Annotated in this window: 15 protein-coding genes and 1 tRNA gene; 5 read left to right on the top strand and 11 right to left on the bottom strand. The window is 48.7% G+C overall.

From position 1 onward, the window contains the following. Positions 1–257: 257 nt before the first annotated feature. From QU597_RS02405 to QU597_RS02390, 4 genes are all read left to right on the top strand, one after another. Positions 258–1166, top strand: a complete 909-nt coding sequence (locus tag QU597_RS02405) for an FMN-binding protein (protein WP_310831209.1) — start codon at positions 258–260, stop codon at positions 1164–1166. Positions 1167–1215: 49 nt separating this feature from the next. Beyond that, complete coding sequence (locus QU597_RS02400) at positions 1216–3099, top strand: FAD-dependent oxidoreductase (protein WP_310831208.1); 1884 nt, start codon at positions 1216–1218, stop codon at positions 3097–3099. A gap of 220 nt (positions 3100–3319) precedes the next feature. Then, positions 3320–3769 (top strand): hypothetical protein, encoded by a 450-nt coding sequence (locus QU597_RS02395; protein ID WP_310831207.1) that lies wholly within the window; start codon positions 3320–3322, stop codon positions 3767–3769. Between the two features lie 18 nt (positions 3770–3787). After that, positions 3788–4768, top strand: coding sequence for a polyprenyl synthetase family protein (locus tag QU597_RS02390; protein WP_310831206.1), 981 nt, complete (start codon positions 3788–3790; stop codon positions 4766–4768). A gap of 435 nt (positions 4769–5203) precedes the next feature. On the opposite strand, the gene QU597_RS02385 is transcribed toward QU597_RS02390, so the two are convergent. The 10 genes from QU597_RS02385 to QU597_RS02340 form a co-directional block, all read right to left on the bottom strand. Beyond that, positions 5204–6088 (bottom strand): UbiA-like polyprenyltransferase, encoded by an 885-nt coding sequence (locus tag QU597_RS02385; RefSeq protein WP_310831205.1) that lies wholly within the window; start codon positions 6086–6088, stop codon positions 5204–5206. Positions 6089–6126: 38 nt separating this feature from the next. Further along, positions 6127–7440, bottom strand: a complete 1314-nt coding sequence (locus QU597_RS02380) for an aspartate aminotransferase family protein (RefSeq protein ID WP_310831204.1) — start codon at positions 7438–7440, stop codon at positions 6127–6129. A 182-nt stretch (positions 7441–7622) separates the two neighbouring features. Next, complete coding sequence (locus tag QU597_RS02375; RefSeq protein WP_310831203.1) at positions 7623–9548, bottom strand: peptidase U32 family protein; 1926 nt, start codon at positions 9546–9548, stop codon at positions 7623–7625. 20 nt (positions 9549–9568) lie between these two features. Further along, entirely contained in the window at positions 9569–10360 is a 792-nt protein-coding gene (locus QU597_RS02370) for an energy-coupling factor transporter transmembrane component T family protein (protein WP_310831202.1), read from the bottom strand. After that, positions 10353–11252 carry an energy-coupling factor transporter ATPase gene (locus tag QU597_RS02365; protein WP_310831201.1) on the bottom strand — a complete coding sequence of 300 codons (900 nt, stop codon included), beginning with the start codon at positions 11250–11252 and terminating at the stop codon, positions 10353–10355. Before QU597_RS02365 ends, QU597_RS02370 begins: the two co-directional genes overlap by 8 nt. Then, positions 11228–12091, bottom strand: coding sequence for an ATP-binding cassette domain-containing protein (locus QU597_RS02360; protein ID WP_310831200.1), 864 nt, complete (start codon positions 12089–12091; stop codon positions 11228–11230). Before QU597_RS02360 ends, QU597_RS02365 begins: the two co-directional genes overlap by 25 nt. Positions 12092–12122: 31 nt before the next feature. Next, positions 12123–12674: a Gx transporter family protein gene (locus tag QU597_RS02355; RefSeq protein WP_236335743.1), complete on the bottom strand. Its 552-nt coding sequence runs from the start codon at positions 12672–12674 to the stop codon at positions 12123–12125. Further along, positions 12658–13041 carry a NusG domain II-containing protein gene (locus QU597_RS02350; RefSeq protein WP_310831199.1) on the bottom strand — a complete coding sequence of 128 codons (384 nt, stop codon included), beginning with the start codon at positions 13039–13041 and terminating at the stop codon, positions 12658–12660. Before QU597_RS02350 ends, QU597_RS02355 begins: the two co-directional genes overlap by 17 nt. A gap of 213 nt (positions 13042–13254) precedes the next feature. After that, a complete protein-coding gene (locus QU597_RS02345; protein WP_310831198.1) occupies positions 13255–14784 on the bottom strand; it encodes an HD domain-containing phosphohydrolase in 1530 nt (509 codons plus the stop codon). A 505-nt stretch (positions 14785–15289) separates the two neighbouring features. After that, on the bottom strand, positions 15290–16231 hold the full coding sequence (locus tag QU597_RS02340; RefSeq protein ID WP_310831197.1) for an alpha/beta hydrolase: 942 nt from the start codon (positions 16229–16231) through the stop codon (positions 15290–15292). A gap of 1138 nt (positions 16232–17369) precedes the next feature. On the opposite strand from QU597_RS02340, the gene QU597_RS02335 reads away from it, so the two are divergent. Next, positions 17370–18119, top strand: coding sequence for a hypothetical protein (locus tag QU597_RS02335; protein WP_310831196.1), 750 nt, complete (start codon positions 17370–17372; stop codon positions 18117–18119). Positions 18120–18630: 511 nt separating this feature from the next. Here QU597_RS02335 and QU597_RS02330 read toward each other — a convergent pair. Next, positions 18631–18702 (bottom strand) — tRNA-Thr (locus QU597_RS02330). Positions 18703–18772: the final 70 nt, after the last annotated feature.

Genomic DNA, 18772 nt, shown 5'->3' with positions numbered 1-18772 from the left:
TTATTTTAGGTTTAGTGATTATTTTCACATGTGCGATTCGTTTATTGTGCTAAAATGCCTTCGGAGCAGAAACAAGATGTTTAAAATTTTATCGAATGTTTACTGATATATGTCAAAGTACTGCAACAAAAAGGGTTTCCTGCCGATAATAAGAGTGACATTTGTCATTTATAAAGTGATATTTATCACTTCCATGTCTATTAAAATGTTTTACATTTTAATATATATATTTTAAACTAATTTGGAGGTCATCACAAATGAAAAAAGCTTCTGTAATTTTGTCGAGCGCACTGGTACTGGGTACCCTGCTCGCAGGGTGTGGCAACAACAATAACAACGCTGCCAACACTGCCGCTACCAATGCTCCGGCTGAAACAACTGCTCCTGCAGCAACAAACTCCGGTAATGCCACAGCTGAGGCTGGACAATATCAAGATGGAACTTATTACGGTACTGCACCTGCTGACGAAAAAACAGGCTGGCAATCCTTCGTGCTGCTGACTGTTGAAGGCGGAAAAATCACTAAAGCTGATTGGGACGCTTTCAATGTTAAAAATGCCGGCGACCTGAAGAAAAAGGTTTCTGAAGACGGCAACTACGGTCTGGTATCCAAAGGCGGCGGACAAGCTGAATGGCATGAGCAAGCGGCTAAGGCTGAAGCTTACTTAATTGAAAAGCAGGATCCGGCAGCGGTTGTTGTAAACGCTGAAGGCAAAACTGATGCAATCTCCGGTGTATCCGTTGGTGTCAGCGACTTCGTAGCAGCAGCGCAAACCGCTCTTGCTGCAGGCCCTACTGAAGCTGGTCCTTACAAAGACGGCGGATATAAAGCTGAAGGCGAAATGGATGCAGAATCCGGCTGGAAATCAACTGTAGCTTTGACTGTTGCTAACGGTAATATCGTAGCTGCTAACTTCAGCGGCGTGAATGCTGCTGGCGATGACAAGAAACAATACTCTGTAGATGGCAAATACGGCATGAAAGCCGGCGGCGCTTCTGCTGAATGGCATGAAGAAATCGCATTGGCTGAGAAGTATTTCCTTGACAATAAAGGTGCCGCACCTACTTTGGATGCTGAAGGCAAAACCGATGCAATTTCCGGCGTATCCATCCACGTAGGCGAATACTTTACACTTGCAGAAAAAGCACTCGAAGGCGCGAAATAATTATTCGCTTACCTCTTGCAGCTAATCAGACGAATGAGGTGAATTTCTCTTGAAGAAAATAGTCATTTTGGGCGGCGGCTACGGCGGCGTACTCACGGCTAAGAAACTGGCAAAGAAATTTAAGAACGACAAAGATGTAGAAATCAAACTGATCGACCGGAATCCCTATCACACTCTATTGACTGAGCTGCATGAGGTTTCAGCGAACCGCGCGCCTGAGGATTCAATTAAGATTGATCTGAAGAAAATCTTTGCAGGTCTTAAAGTAGATGTAGTGCTTGATGAAATCAGCAATATTGATTTCAAAGGCAAAAAGCTTAAATCCGATAAAGCTACTTATGCATATGATTACCTGGTTATCGGTACAGGAAGCAAACCAACCTTCTTTGGTATTCCCGGAGCTGAAGAGAACACCTTCTCCTTCTGGTCCTATGACGACGCCGTTGCGCTGAAACGTCAAATCCGCGATATGTACACCAAAGCGGCTAAAGAAAAGAATCCGGCTGTTCGCCGTTCCATGCTGACCTTCGTTATCATTGGCGCCGGCTTTACAGGTGTCGAGCTGGTCGGAGAAATGGCCGAGCAACGCGAAGAGTTGTGCAGAGAGTTCTTCATTGATCCTTCCGAAGTACGCCTGATCGTTGCTGATATGGCTCCGAAGGTTCTGCCTATCCTTCCGGATAAACTGATTCAAAAAGCTGAAGCCCGTCTTCGTAAGCTGAATGTAGAAATTGTTACCAGCGCGAAAATCACCGAAGTTGGAGCTGGCAGTGTTGCACTCGGTGAGAAAAACATTGTGGAAGCACAGACTATTGTCTGGACAGCCGGTGTTGAAGGTTCTGAAATCGTAGGGAATCTTGATGTTCAACAACAAGGACGCAAGCGTATTGTTACTAACGAACATCTGGAAAGTGTTGACCACAAGAACGTTTATGTTGTTGGGGATAACATCTTCTTCATCCCTGAAGGCGAAACCCGCCCTGTACCGCAAATGGTTGAGAACGCTGAACAAGCGGCTCCAATTATTGCCGGAAACATTACAGCGGATATCAAAGGTACTGCTAAGAAAGCCTACAAACCGGGATTCCACGGTACGATGGTTTCCATCGGCAGCCGCTACGGCGTAGCGAACGTTGGCCTTCCTGGCAAACTGTTCATGCTTACCGGATTCATGGCTATGTTGTCCAAACACTTCATCAACATGTTCTATCTGTCACAGGTAGTAGGTTTCAATAAAGTATGGACTTATATGATGCACGAGTTCTTCCATGTAGAGAACCGCAAGAGCTTCGTGGGCGGGTACTTCTCCAAACGTTCACCTAACTTCTGGCTCGTTCCGCTGCGTATGCTTCTCGGAGGCATGTGGCTGTATGAAGGTATCGATAAGTTTAAGAAGATCTGGGATAATCCGGATAATATCTTCCTGATTCCTGCTCCTGCCCATCTTACAGATGCTGCCTCCTCGGCCAGCGTTGCCGTCGATGCCGTCAAGGATACAGTAGATGCCCAATCCGCAGCTTCCGCAGTAACAACTGCAAAAGAAGCAGTTGAAGCTTTGTGGGTTCCGGGATGGATTTATGATATTACCCACTGGTTTATGAACTTGATGTTCTATAACAGCGACGGAACAGCTTATACAGCCTTGGCTAAATGGTTCCAAATCGGCATGGTTTGTGCCGAAATCGTCTTCGGTGTGATGCTTATCGTTGGTCTGTTTACAGCTATTGCTTCCATAGCGACCATAGGTATGGCCGTTATGATCTGGTCTACCAAGATGGCTTCAACAGAAATGCTCTGGTACGTTGGAGCAGCTATTGCATGCATCGGCGGATCGGGCAGCGTCTTCGGTCTGGACTACTACGTCCTGCCTTGGCTCAAGAAGCAATGGAAGAGAATTCCGCTCGTCCGGCGCTGGTATCTGTTTACGGACTGATGCATATCAATACTTTCTCCACCATTTATAAGTCATAATTCATTTAACCATATTATTATGTGATTTATGTGTGCTACAGTTGAATAAGATATTCTTAAGAGTAATGTGTCCCTAGGACACATTACTCTCCTTATTTAACAAGGTTTTAAAGAATGGTTTTGTAGGGATAATCAGGGCAATGGTTGCTTCCGTCAAAACCGACATGAAGGAGAGGAGCTTAATGAACAGACAACTCATTGAAGATACCTTCCGGCTTTTACAGACTGAAATGTCCCCTATCGCCGGTATTCAATTGTATCTCTCTCCGGCGGAATGTGAGCAGTTGCTCGCGGTATTGGAACGCCATGATCTGGAATATGACCGCAAAGTCCATTTGCTAGGTATTTATACCATTCTTACCGTGGCGGCACAGCGCCATATGGAATGTGTCCCACATCATCCCGAACTTACCCGCAACATTTTGGACGGAGATTATTTGTATAGCTTTTATCTGCAGTTTGCAGTGAAATGCCGTGAGCTGGACCTCGTTGCTTATTTGGCTCCATCCATTAAGAAATTGCAGATCAGACGTTCAAATGGAGACTTCGCAGAGCAAAATCCGGCGGCTGGAATCGAAGAGTTCCTTCTCCAAGAGCGCAGCCAGCGAAGCCGCACAAGCAAAGCCATTTGACAGGTGGGAATCCTAAACATGAAGCTGCATGAAGCCTTGAATATAGATCTGAATGAAATTAACCGTGAAATCGAAAATCTCGTGGCCCGTGATAAGGATGTTCCCAAAAAATCGCAGCTGGCCCAGAGCATTCTTGAGCTGGTCGGCTCCGGTGGCAAACGTCTCCGCCCGCTGATGGTCATCGTCGGCGGACGGTTTGGACGCAAACCTTCAGGACGCAGAACCCTGCAGCTGTCCGCAGCTGCAGAATTTATCCACGCAGCCTCTTTAATTCATGATGATATTATCGACGATGCCGAGCTGCGGCGCGGCGGTGCCGCCCTGCACGTGAAGACCGGTGTTCTATCCGCTGTTCATATCGGCAATTATATGTCTGCCAGGGTAATCGAGCTGTTAAGCAAGTATACCGGAGACAAAAACCGCTACGTTCATGATCTCTCTGCCGTAGCAACCGCTCAGCTCTGCCTCGGTGAATACCAGCAGATGGAGCATGCCTTCGATTATAATCTGACGCTTGAGCAATACCTGGAGAAATCCCGCAACAAGACAGCCCTGCTAATGGCTACCTGCCTGCGGGTCGGCGCATTGTCTACGGAGAGCTCAGAAGAAGTCGCACAGCTGCTTTATACTTTTGGGGAAGCGCTGGGCATGTCCTTTCAGATACAGGATGACCTGCTTGACTTCACCCAGTCTGCGGATGTGCTGGGCAAGCCCGCCGGCAGCGACCTGCGGCATGGCCAGGTAACCCTTCCCGTGCTCTTTGCGCTTCAGGACCCTAAGCTCGCTCCGGCGATTCGTACGATTGGCCCCGCCTCCTCCGAAGAAGAAGTGTCATATGTACTGGATCTAATCATCAGCAGTGATGCCTTAGCCCGTACTGAGGCAGTCAGCCAGAGCTATCTGGATCAAGCCGCAGCCATCGTGCAGCAGCTCTCCGATTATCCGGCCCATGCCAATCTGGATACCCTGCTGCAGTATTTTGCAGGGCGCGATCACTAATCACTAATGTAATCTATCTTTAAACACTTGAAGCCTCCCCTCAAACGCAAAAAAGAGCCCTCGGGCTCTTTTTTTTGCATCCATTTCTTCCCACCGCTAAACCAGCCGAACGCAGCGTAGCGCCCGTGAGTGAGTTTAGCATGGGGGTTTTTGGTTTTTGGGGGTTGGGAACAGCAAAAAAGGCGCGTAGCCAGCCTTATACGCGCCTTTCTGCCGCCCCCTGCTGGGTAGGCATGTTGTTCTTTTGTTGTTAGCCCAGGCGAGGTGTAGGCGAGCGGAGAGGAATTTTGGAACTGTAGGAGCGATAGCGTCCGCCTTTATGTTTGGATTCCTACCGCGAACAGCGGTTTCCAATCAGGGAATCCAGACATAACAGCTGCCGGAAGTCCAAACATTCCTCGCAGCAGAGCACCCTAACCGAGCCACCGCCGCCCCCTAGCTAACATAAAAATAATCAATCAGCGTACACAGCAATATCACCATACTGATCACCTGATTCAAATTATACGAAGCCACCTTCATCAGCTTACGGTTCGAAGGTTTGATAATCCTGTGCTCCGTCATCAGGAGCAGGGTGGCTATACCGATGCCCACAAGGTACATCCAGCCCAGATCACGCCAGAGGTACAGGAAGAGCAGCAGCAGCACCATGATGAAATGCAGGCCCTTGGAGATGCGCAGGGCGTTCTCCAGCCCGAAGAAGCTCGGGATGGACCAGAGGCCGTGCCGCCGGTCAAAATCGATATCCTGCGTACCGTAGATGATGTCAAAGCCGGCAATCCATAGCATAACGACCGTGCCAATGACAAACGGGGTAAACGCGATATTCCCGGTCACCGCGAACCAGGCACCAATCGGTGCCGAAGCAATCACGAATCCCAGGTATAAGTGGCTGAGAAAGGTAAAGCGTTTAGTATAAGAGTAAGTAGAGATCAGGACAATCGCCACCGGCGACAACACCAGGCAGAGCAGGTTCAGCATACCGGAGGCAACAATAAACAGTGCATAGTTGATGACGATAAACAGAATAACTTCTTTCTCCGCCAGCAGCCGCTGCGGCAGATGCCGGTGCGCGGTGCGCGGATTCTGTTTATCAAAGGTACGGTCCACCAGCCGGTTAAAGGCATTGGCACCATTGCGCGCCCCGATCAGTGCGATGAGCCCCCATAGCATCATATGGCCGGAAGGCCATCCGCCTGCTGCCCATACCATCGAGATGATGGCAAACGGCAGGGAGAAGAGCGTATGTGAGAACATGACCAGCTCGCTGAACATTTTCAGCTTAAGGGCCGTTGTTTTGAAAGCATTCAATATAACCATATCATTCGTCCTTTACCTTCGATTCCTGTCCGGCTTGTCTACTCGGCCTGCACGGCCGCAGTTAGCTTATGCGATGCTTGAAGCAGCACATCATTCAGTACTTTAAGCATACCATCAATATTCTCCGCTGTAACGATAAGCGGCGGCTGGAAGGCAAGAACATTGCGGTTCACACCGTTTTTGCCGATCAGGTACCCGCGGTCCTTCATCTCTTCCAGCACATCATCCGTCAGCTCGGCCGCACTGACCGCTGCATTGCCGGTTAATTCGGCGCCAAGCATGAAGCCGGTGCCCCGTACATCACAGATGAGCGCAGGATAACTCGCCTGAAGCTGCTGCAGGCCGCGTTTCAGATGTCCGCCCAGCTCTGCAGCACGCTCCGGCAACCGCTCACTTTCGATATAATCCAGCACAGCCAGTGCCGTCGCCGCAGACACAGGATTACCTCCAAAGGTTGATGCTGACGGACGGTTCAACGAACCGGCAATTTCATCCGTGGTTGCAAAGGCCGCCACCGGAACACCGTTGCCGAGCGCTTTTGCCATACTGATGATATCCGGAACGACTCCGAAATGCTCAATCGCAAACATGGCCCCCGTACGTCCATAGCCGGTTTGAATTTCATCGTCAATCAAGAGTACACCGTATTGCTCAAGCAGCGCTTTAACTTCGCGGAAATACGAAGGCGCCGGCATAATCATGCCGCCATTGCCCTGAATCGGTTCAACGATCATTGCGGCAATGCTGTCACCCTTCTCTTCCAGAACACGCTTCAGGCTCTGAACCGAGCGTGCTGCAGCCTCCTCCAGCGACAGCTCAGGATGATACGGCCGTTCAATAAAGGTGACATCCTCATCCAGATACTTGTCCGTCCGCCACATTTGCAGTCCGGTTACGCTCATTGTAAGATTGGTCCGCCCGTGCAGGCCGCTCTCCAGCGCAATAAAGCCCTTGCGTCCGGTATGCATTCTAGCCAGCAGCAGCGCACCTTCATTGGCTTCCGAGCCGCTGTTCACAAAAAAGCTCCGGCACAAGCCTCCCGGCAGCACAGCTTCCAGCCGTTCTGCGAGATCCACATTCGGCTGGGTCAAATACACCGTCGAGGTATGCTGCAGTTGCTGCAGCTGCTCGATCGTACGGGCCGTGATAGCCGGGTTGCAGTGGCCGCAGGCCACAACCGAAACACCAGCGAAGAAATCCGTGTATTCCTTGCCGTTCTCATCATAGACATATTGCATGCTTCCCCGGACTATTTGCGGGGCATCACGATAAAAGTGTGCTGTACAAGGATAGAAATATTGCTTGCGTTTAGCGGCTACAGCCTCTCTGCCGATGAATGGTGATTGCTCCATGAAGATACCCTCTCTTTCATCTGATGAAAATTCACTGCCTGCAGGAATGATCCACAGCGCTTTTTACTTATTATATCGTCCGTGCCTGCCCCTAACCATCCATATCGTTTGTGAAAAATGTAACTTGGCAATCTGTAATGTATCGCATAAATAATACAGCTTTGTATATTAAATTTTAAATATTAATTGAATTGCAGAGAACCCAGGGTATATCCTGCATACACAGGCTGCAATCCGCCCAGCAGATCTTCTTTATCACTAGTGCCGTTCATAGCGGCCTGATAAGCTGTAATGATGATCCGCAGTTCAGTGGTGCTATAAGTCGCTCCTTCAATCCGGAAGGTGGCAATCCCGAGATCGCTCATTTCACCCAGCATCGGCAGGAAGCACAGTTCTTTGGAGAAGAGCAGGTGGCAGCGGCCATACTGGTCACGATAGACCGGGTTTTCGCCTTTGTCTGTCTTAAGCACGAGCACCTTGTTGCTGACATGCAGATTATCTTCCTCGCCGATCGGCTCCATAACCTCCGTGTTCTCAAACAAATCATGTTCCATATACATCAGTGCCGGTGTGCCGTGAACTACAACTTCAAGCGGCAGATCGCAACGGGAGGTAAAGGAGGCAAAATGCTCCATGGTCATTTCTGGTGAAACCGTCAGCTTCTGGAGACCCAGGCCTGTATATAAACCAGCGGAGAGATGATTATAAACGTTAAGATTGCTGTCTCCGATCATTGGATATCCCATATCTCTGAAGCGGTGAATCGCCCCTAAATTCGTAACCAGCAGCCCGTCAACCGGCAGACGCTCACCGCTCAGCAATTGACTGAACTGATCAAAATGCAGCTCCGTCATCATTCGCGGCATCCCCAGATACAGCTTCGTCCGGCCCTTCAGCGCCCCAAGTTCTTTAATATCCTGTTTGGTGAACGGCAGATCCGGCTCGAATACATCCCCCGGAAGATACAGATGGTCTACACCCAGCTCAAGCACCAGCTTTGCCTGCTCCATATTATTCACACGTACCGCAAGCTCAGGTTTGGCTGATTTTGCTTTTTTACCTTCCGCAAACCGTTCCTTCAGCTGCATTACCCGGTCCTCTGACAATTCCCGCTCTGCAGTAGGTGTGCTGAATACCTTGCCTGTGCTGTAAAACTTGCCTGTACCTTCATAACGGCGGTTAATGTTCGCTAAGCCCGGTTTGCCAAAAGCATAAGCGGTGGAAAAATCGCGTTTGCGGTTTTTGTAGAGCTCTTTGGAGTCTACGGTACGGTCAAAGCCGATCGGATCATCGATGTAGCGGTCAATGGCTTCGCCGTAGCTGTTCGCCAGCATGACCATAAATTCTTTGTCGCGCATCCGGCCTTCAATTTTGAAGGAGGTTATTCCCGATTCGATCAGCTCCGGAAGATGCTCATACATGAACATATCTTTGACAGCCAGCGGATATTCTGCCGGGAAGACATAGCCGTCTTTCTTGATCCGGTAATCCCAGCGGCAAGGCTTCATGCATTTCCCCCGGTTGCTGCTCATCCCGAACACCTGGGAACTGAAATAACAGTTGGCCCCATGCACTGAACACATATCGCCGTGAATGAAATACTCCAGCTCCATTCCGCTTCTCTGTCCCAGCAGCTTCGCCGTCTGCAAATCCATCTCACGCGAAGTCACTACCCGGCTTACCCCAAGCTCGCGCAGCGCGTAGATCATCTCCAGGTTGTGGACATTCATCATTACTGAAGCATGAATTGGGACCGTAAGCCCCATCTCGCGGATCAGCTCCAGCACCGCCATGTCCTGCACGATCAGCGCATCGGGCTGAACTTCGTCGAGGAACCGCAGGTATTCTCTGGCTTCTTCCACATCCTCTTCACTGAACAGATTATTGACGGTAACGTACACTTTTTTATCAAGACTGTGGGCAATCACCAGCGCCTGGGCAATTTCCTCGTGCGACAGATTGTAGCCTTTGCGCATCATTCTCATATTAAGGACCGGACCGCCAAAATAAACCGCGTCACAAGCCGACTGAACAACATCCTTGAAAATCTCAAACGTCCCTGCCGGTGCCAATAATTCAATTTCCCTGCCATTAAAATAACGTGCCATGCTTGTTTCCCCCTAAAATATTACAATAATGCTACTGCAACTCCCATGATGATGAACATAACGACGAACAAAGTATCAGCCATGCCCCACCTCAGGCGGTGATACTGGCTGCGCGGGGCATCCATGCGGAAGCCGCGTGCTTCCATGGAATAGACAAGATCCTGGGCGCGCCGGAAGGCGCTGGTGATTACCGGTACAAGCAGCGATACGAGCATCCGCCCCTTTTCCTTCAGCGGCAGCTCCTTGAGATCCGCTCCGCGGGAGGCCTGGGCTTTCATAATGATCTGCGCTTCATCGAGAATCGTCGGAATGAAGCGCAGGGCGATGCCAATCATCATCGTGAGCCGGTCCGGTGATAACCCCAGCTTCTTGAACGGAGAAAGAATACCTTCGAGACCCTGATTCAGCTTGCCCGGTGTTGTCGTGAAGGTCAGCAGCGCCGTGAATGTGATCAGAAACAGCATGCGGATGACCGAAAAGGATCCCAGACGCAGTCCGCCCTCGTACAGCGAAAACGACCCTAGCGAGAACCATACATCGCCTTCCTTCACCGACAGGATCTGTACAATGAAAATAAATAACATCAAAAACCGCAAAGGCTTGGCAGCTTTAATGAAATATTGGAGCGGGATGCGCGTCGACGCCATCACCGCGATCGAGAATACAGCCAGCAGCCCCATCGCTGCCCAGGAATGCGACAGCAGAATAATGACTAAATACAATAACATCCCGGTTATTTTGGAGCGGGCATCCAGCTTGTGCACCCAGGACCCGGTCTCAATGCTGCGTCCAAGCAGCAGCCGTTCATTCATAGCCATCCCTCTTTCCCGCAGACCCGCTGCTCTCCGCTTCTCCCTGCAGTGAGGCGATCCGCGCAGCAAGGCTCTCAGCAGTCAGGCAAGGCTTCTCGCCTTCCAGACCGAACCGCTCAGCAACCGCCCGCCAATACCGGAGCGAATGCGGGACTGTCAGCCCGCAGTTCTCCAGGATATCAGGATCTGCAGCAAGCTCCTGCCCGCTCCCCTGAAAGGCCATACGCCCTTCCTTGAGCAGTGCCCAGTGATCAGCATAGGGCAGCAGCTCGTCCATTCGATGGGTTACGATGATTATCGTCCGCCCCTGTTCGCGGCAGAGCCGCTCCAGAAGGCTGATCAGTTCTGCGCGGCTGACAGGATCCAGCGTCGCCGTCGGCTCATCCAGCACGACGATATCCGGGTCCATCGCCAGCACCGAAGCAATCGCCGCTTTACGCATCTGTCCTCCGCTCAAGCGGAACGGATTGCGTTCCAGCAGACTAAGGTCCAGCCCCATATCCGTCATCGCCTGACGGGCCCGCAGTTTGGCTTCCTCCGGACTCATGCCAAAATTAAGCGGTCCAAAAATCAAATCCTTCTCCACGGTCTCTTCGAACATCTGCTGCTCCGGAAATTGAAAGACAAGGCCCACCCTGCGGCGGAGCGGCAGCAGCTTCGGCGATTTTTCGCCGGCCCGGATGGTTACATCAAGCACGCTGACTGTCCCTTCCGACGGCTTCAGAATCCCGTTGAACAGCTGAAGCAGTGTAGACTTGCCGGAGCCTGTTGCACCGGCAATCCCGACCATGGACCCTTTTGAAATATTCAGATTAATATCATGCAGCGCCGTCTGCTTCCATAGGCTCCGGTCAGCGTAGGTGTAGCTTACTTGCTGTAGTTGTATGGCCATAGTGTATCTATAAGCTCCTTTTCACTGGCGGGAACATCCACCTGGATCCCCAAGCGCTGCAATTCACGGGCAAGCCTCCAGGGATAAGGCTCGCGCAGATGGCATTTCGTAAGCAGCTCTTGATTCCGGAACAGCTCCACCGGCAGCACGTCTGCTGCCAGAGTGCCTCCATGGAGCGCAAGCACACGGTCAGAAGCCAGAATCTCATCGGCATCATGCGTAATCATCAGAATGGTATACCCTTCATCACGCATCCCCCGCAGAATATCCAGCAGCTCATCCCGGCTCCCCTCGTCTAACATAGAAGAGGCCTCGTCAAAGATGACGATGCCTGGCTTCATGGCAAGAATGGAGGCGATGGCAACCCGCTGTTTCTGCCCGCCGGACAGTTCACCCGGGTGTTTGGACAGCAAATGGCCGATCCCCAGCTTCTCTGTATAGAATTTGAGGCGTTCGTCCATCTCTGTGTAGGATAAACACAGGCCTTCCAGGCCGAACAGGATGTCTTCCTCTACCGTTGCACCGATAAACTGATTATCGGGATTCTGAAAGACCATACCGATGCATCTACGGATGGCTCCGATGGTCTCCTCTTCTAAACGGTGTCCGCAGACAATGATTTCTCCAGCGCTTTTGGGCAGCAGGTCATTCAACAGCTTGACCAGCGTCGATTTGCCGCTGCCGTTCGGGCCGACCACGCTCACCCATTGTCCCTCAGGAATGGACAGCGTAATATTTTGCAGAATGGGGTGCTCCGGATCATATCCGAACGCCACTCCCTCCAGAGAGATAATTGCAGCTTTCTCTCCGGCTTCTGTTTCCTTGTAAGATTCATTCATGTTAGTCATCCTTCCGCAGCTACTGACCCGGTCAGTTCAGAAACTCTTCAAACAGCGAAATCTTCGACAATGAAGCCACCAGATAGCGCACCGCAAAGCCGACAAGAATCCCCGTCACAATACCTGTAACCAGCAAAACAGGCAGATAGTATAAAATACTCGTAGAGTTAAATACCATGGATGCAGCCAGCAGCTGCCCGGTATTGTGGGCGAGTCCCCCGGCGATGCTGATTCCGATGACACTGAGTTTTTTGCGGCCAAAGCGGACCAGAAGGAACATGACCACAAAACTGAGCAGTGAACCAAACAGGCTGAAGAGCAAACTTGAGAAAGTACCGAGCAAAAATGCGGTAAGCAGGGTCTTCAGAATCACCAGCACAAAAGCGTCACGTCCGCGCAAAAAGAAAATACAGGTCAAAATCATTATGTTTGCAAATCCTAGCTTCGCACCGGGCATCAGGCCCATTCCTGCGAGCGGAATCTGGGCTTCCACAATACTTAGCACTACGGCAACCGCAGCAAAAATCGCAATAATCACCGTTCTTTTCAGAGCCGTTGCTGATTCCTTACTGGACATAGCCATCGATCTCATCTCCTCCCGATGTCCCTGCAATTTCTACCAGTACCCGGTGCGGCAGACACACGATGGTCTGTTTGGGCTGAGTGATCTTTCCAAAGCCTAGGCATACCTTATCGGGACAGTCCGCATCATACATCTCGATTCCGTAATCATGCACTTTCAGAATGTTATAACCCCGGTCTGTGCGGATTTCAATCGTCTGCTCTTCTTGTGTAAGTTGTACGGTCTTAAATAGCTTGCCGTCCACCGTTATATTGGCCACGAGATTCTTGCCCGGCCCGCCTTTATCATCGCCCAGCCATCTTGGCACGAGAAAAGCAAGCGCAGCAATCAGCACGATGGATATTAGCAGCACATCTGCGCGTTTCATAAAATTCTCCCTTATTTTTTAATTAAAATCCAGACTTAATAATTATAACGGTCTACCCTCAATCCTTCAATGAATGTAGTCGTTAATTGTCGGTTTTACAGAGCTGTTCACAAAATAGGCACGCAAGGAGAAGCGGACACCTCCACAAAATGGAAGTATCCGCTTTCGCTAGAAATATTAGGGGATAACCATACTCACAGCATACGGCTTGGATTACCCCGTCCGGCCCGGATACTGTCTTTCGCCGGATTTTACAGTTTTCCCGAAATAGTCCAGGAATAGTCCGGCGAACTCAGGATCCCACTGGCTGCCCCGGCCTTGTTCCAGAATCATCAGCGCCCGTTCATGGTCCATCCCTTTCCGGTACGGGCGGTCCGAGGTCATCGCATCATAAGCATCCGCTACTGCAATAATTCTGCCATGCAGCGGAATACCCGCTCCCGCCAGCCCATCGGGATAACCTTTGCCGTCATAGCGTTCATGATGCGAGCGCACTCCGCTTAAATATGGAGCCATTTTCTCTACCGGTTCGATCTGGCGCAAAATATTTTCTCCGAGCACCGGATGACTTTTGATTTGATCAAACTCTTCATCTGTAAGATTCCCCTCTTTGAACAGGACATTATCCGGGACGCCAATTTTGCCGATATCATGCAGGAGTGCCGACTTCCGCAAATCATCAAGACCTTGTCCGGACAGACCTGCCAATTGCCCGATGATGACAGAGTATTCCGCCACCCGAAGCGAATGACCGGCAGTGTAGGAATCACGGGCATCCAGGGCAACGGCGAGGGTCGTAAAATAGCTGTCCAGCAGCTGCCGGTTCTGCTGCTCGCGTTCCTGCAGACCCCGTACCATCATATTAAATCCGGCGACCAGCTTAGAAAATTCATCAGAATATTCATCCTGCACCTGCAGGAGGCGTCCATCCTTTACGTGATTCATCGCTTGGTACAGCTCATTGATCGGATGCTGCACACTGTTGGTCAAGAGGAGTGCCGCTACCGAGGAGAAAAAAGTGCCGATCAGCAGCACCATGCCTGCCCAGGCCCAATAGCTCTGCAGGCCAATCAGCCCGCTTCCGGTATTGTTCATGCGTATCTGCGTGGCCATAATAAAAAGAAACAGCGGAAACGTCCCGATCAGCATGCAGCTGATCAAAAATTTCGGACGGATCGGCACGAAGACATGCCCCTCCAGCGAGAAATCCACATTGTATATCTCAAGCGCCCGGTTTCTGAATTCCTTAATCAGCGGAATAATTGCCGAGCAGGTCAGATAGAACTCAATCAGTGCATGCATGCTGGCAATAAGAACCGCCCCAATGACCGCGAGCAGCAGATAAAAATAAGGAATGCTGAGCAGTCCGCTGTGAATCATCCATAATGTCATCAGGGTTGCCGGCACAGACAAACCGAGCAGGTGGGGACCAAGAATCCGCAGGACTGCATGCCTTGGCAGCTGATGCGTGTGCAGATAAGCTTCTTCCAGCACAGCCAGCGTTGGTTTTGATTCCATTAAAGCGGTGCGGACCGGTCTAATTTGCTTCAGGAATACGCTGACCTCTGCAAATACCATAATCATGAACGAAAGCACCAGTACAATTAACAGGCGGCCATACTCCACGACGCTGATCTCCAGAGAAGACAGCAATATCAGACTACCCACCGCCATTACAGCAACAACGGAGCCGAACAAATAATTTCCGATCTGTTTCTTCAAAAAAGCCCCGTATATATTCATTTGCTCCCCCATCCCCAGTCTTTCCGAGCGCTTTTTTATATTTGCAATAACATATATTCCGTGATATAATAAAATAATATTTGTTTAGGTGTATTATATATCCCCATCAAGAAGATGTCAGGCCGATTGCTTTGCTTCCTTTTATTATCGGCATTTTGGACACAAAATCTTACGTTTTCTTGCATGACTCTTCCTTTTTATGAGACTAAATTCGAACATAGCATTCCGATTCACACTGGCGCGGCCACGGAGCCGCAAGGACAAGAGAGAGGTAGGGCTTTTGTCGTTTTGGAAGGATTATTCTCGCCACACGGCTGCTGGAAATAACAAGGAATTACGATACCCGTTACGCTCACGAACGGCGGGGGATGAAATATACCGAGAAGACATGGCCTAGCTGCTTTCTTGTTGCAGAGAGCACATCCATGTGTGGAACATATAAGTGCCCGATAACCGCGGCTTGCGGATATCGGGCACGTCTACTTTCTGGGGGTATATTCACCGATTAGTGAACATACCGTGCAATGAAATTATCTACTCTGGCGATATATTCAGATTTATCCGTGTCATAGGCAAGCCCGTGTCCGGCTCCGTGCACCACCAGCTTATCCTTGGGAGCGCTGCAGGCCTGATATAAATCCTCCATCATAAAGAAGGGCACGAATTTGTCGGCATCTCCATGAATAAACAGAATTGGCACCTTCGCTTTGCGCACCTGCTTCAGCGCAGAGGCTTCACCGAAGAAATAACCTGCTTTGATCCGCGTAATCAGACTAGCGAAGTGGATGAAGGGAAACCCCGGCAAATGATACATCCGGCGCAGCTGGTAGGATAATTGTGCCTTCACCGAGCTATATCCGCAGTCGGCAACCACAGCTTTGACCTGCGGCGGAAGCTCTTCCCCTGAAGCCATCAGCACCGTTGCGCCTCCCATGGATACCCCGTGCAGTACAATCTGGGCCTGCGGCCCGGTCTCCTGAAGAACAAACTCTATCCATTTCAGATAGTCCCTGCGCTCCGGCCAGCCGAAGCCGATGTAATCCCCTTCACTTTGGCCATGTCCCCTGGCATCCGGAATCAGCACATTGTAGCCGGAATGCTCATAATAAATCTTGGCGGTTGCGCCCATATCCTTGCCTTTCCCGGAATAACCGTGGGCAATGATCGCAGTCCGTCCTTCAGCCCGCTCTGAAGGCAAAAAGTAGCCTTTCAATTTCAAACCGTCGTCCGAGCGCAGCTCAACCTCCCGGAAATGCTGCCGGGAGACCCATTCTGCCCCTTCTCCCCAGGAAGCTCCGGCAACCGGCGGATCCACCTTCAAATCAGGCGTTTTCGCCAAAAATTCCTTCGGCGCCCGCTTGATCGCCACCCCGTAAAAATAGAAGCCCGCATAAACCAGCCCTGCGGCGGCGACAACTATAACTGCAAGTAAAATGATCGTCCACATAAATACTGTCCCCTTAAGATACTGATTTCAGCATAGTATAACATGCCGCCTGCAGCTTCTGAAAACACCAAAAAAACTGTCGTCGGATTTACTCGGCAACAGCTTTTGTAAAGTACACACCAGTATATTTATAGCAGCTGCATCCAGCCGATCATGGACATCCACAATGGAACACTTAAAACCAAACCGAAGATCAAACCGCGCCGGAGACTTCCTTCATATTTCATCATTATTCTCCTTCTTTCGTAAGCTTTATTTTCATCTTTAGTATTTCAAATTCAATATAAATCAATTCAAGATATTTTATTGTGAAAAAAGTCACATGAAACTAGATAATAAAAATATAATTAATTATTTTTTTATATAATTGATTAAACTACGACTATTCGTTCCCTCCCGGGTAACAAAAAGGCCTTGCCATGGGAGTTGGCAAGACCTGCAGGGTACCATATAACACTGGGGGGTGTTTGGTAACTTCAATATAAATGATCTACCTGAAAATAAGCTGATAGTTACCTAAAGATTACATTAAAACCGTCCAATAACCCAAAGTGCCGAAAACCACAACCAGTGCTACCGGATAAAGAATTCTCCGGCTGACCTTATCTTTAAATGTGAAAAACAGACAAAGCATGCAAAGCCACGCAATAAGAATACTGCCCATTTCCTATGCATACGCTCCTTCCTGAACATCTATAAAACCTCTATTAAGAAGATACCCGCCAGGTACCCGATACATACCAATTAGTTCAGCAGTGTCTGTGAGCGTCAGTTTCTTAGTCGAAATGTCTTTTGCATTATAGCTTATTTGCCCGTCATAGACCAGTTTATCGGAATGATTAATTTCAATTAGTTCGGTCAAGTATGCTAAAATGATTAAATCGCGCTGCCTAAAATGGATTTTTATGGTATAATATATATACATTATACATTTCTTCGGAAAGGAGGCCGCTTATATTCATAAAAATAAGCATTTTATTGAAAGTGAAGAATCTACAGAACGGCCGTTCACTTTACTTATAATTTGGACTTTCTTGAATTTAATTAGCTTTGGGAAATCTAATTCCATAAAGAAGAAAGTGGCTTTATACAAATCGCTAACCATGCAGTCTCAAAATTTGAAATAGGGAGGAAAATTATGAAGAAAGTCTTTACTAGATCAATGATGATTTTTCCCATTCTATTTCTGCTGATTTCTATTACAGGAACCACCTCGTTTGCTTCAAAAATAGATAATACAGATGAATTTATTGAATTAGTTAAAAAAACAGACTATTTTTTAGATTATAAAGAGCTTTTGGTTTCAGAGACTCCCTATATTTTAAAGGAAGTCACAAAAGAAGATTCACTCCCTAATGGTTTCTTAGTCCAGTATGAGATTAAGTACAATTATGAATTACAAGGAGAAGCGAAATTAACTTCAATACTTAGTATTGTGTACACTAAAGATACGGAGGAATTAAGCGCTGCAATTATAGATTACAGTAAAGTATTAACTGAAAAAAATGTCTATATAATTGATCTAAAAACCAACCAAGAGCACTTTGGCTTTTCTGTAAGAGACAATGAAAATTATAACGGGCTAGAGAAGGAAATAAACAAAAAGCTTGATGCGATAAAAATTAGTAATAACACTAATCAAGCTAGCACTCCGCTTTATTGTTGGTATTGTACTCAAACTCAAAGTTATGGTGGTAACATCCAAGATGAATGCAATGGTTTAGTTGGAACATTATGTAGATATGGTGCTAAAACTATTTATACTAAATTAGTTTGTAATGCAAGCATAGTTATATTGTGCTATGTCCCACAATATACACTCTGTGTCGATGGATACTGGTCAAGTAATTGTTACCTGGAGAATGCAGTACCGCCTCCAGCATCATAACTAATAATCCTACTCCTCACAGCGACCCAAAAATTCATCTTACATCGTAAAAACACCGATGGAATTGACTATGATGAGTCTGATGGATTTAATTAATCGCACTTAATAGCTGGATTTTATGGTGCAACTGGTTGGGGTATCGAGAAGTGGTTTTTACAAGAGGACGAGCCGACAAATGCTCGTTTCAACCAAGCAATGCCAAGACGAAGTCATGAAGCTGAAAATAGCCGAATGTTATGAGAAATTCAAAGGAATTTGCGGAAACCAGAGAGTGACGAGCTGGTTAAAGCGTACGCAGCAGCTCTGCATTAATTCTCCTAACATCGGTAATTTCGCCCCCTGATCGCGGATTAATAGACATAGAAAAGCCCCCACATTTTACTGTGGGGGCTTCGTAAATCAGCGCCAACGTACTACCGGAATAACACCGGGAACACGTTGGCCTATCGTATGTCCTACCGTCACATTCAACGCTGACATACGTTGATATAACGGGACTTTTAAGCGCGGATGCTGGTGAAGGGAATTGAACCCCCGGCCTACGCATTACGAGTGCGTTGCTCTACCCCTGAGCTACACCAGCTTGAAGCAGGTTTGCCGTCAAACAAAAAACATTATACAACTTCCAGCAAAAAACGCAACACTTTTTGTAC

The organism is Paenibacillus pedocola (assembly GCF_031599675.1).
Taxonomy (GTDB): domain Bacteria; phylum Bacillota; class Bacilli; order Paenibacillales; family Paenibacillaceae; genus Paenibacillus_AQ; species Paenibacillus_AQ pedocola.
This window is presented reverse-complemented; position numbering and strand designations above follow the sequence as displayed.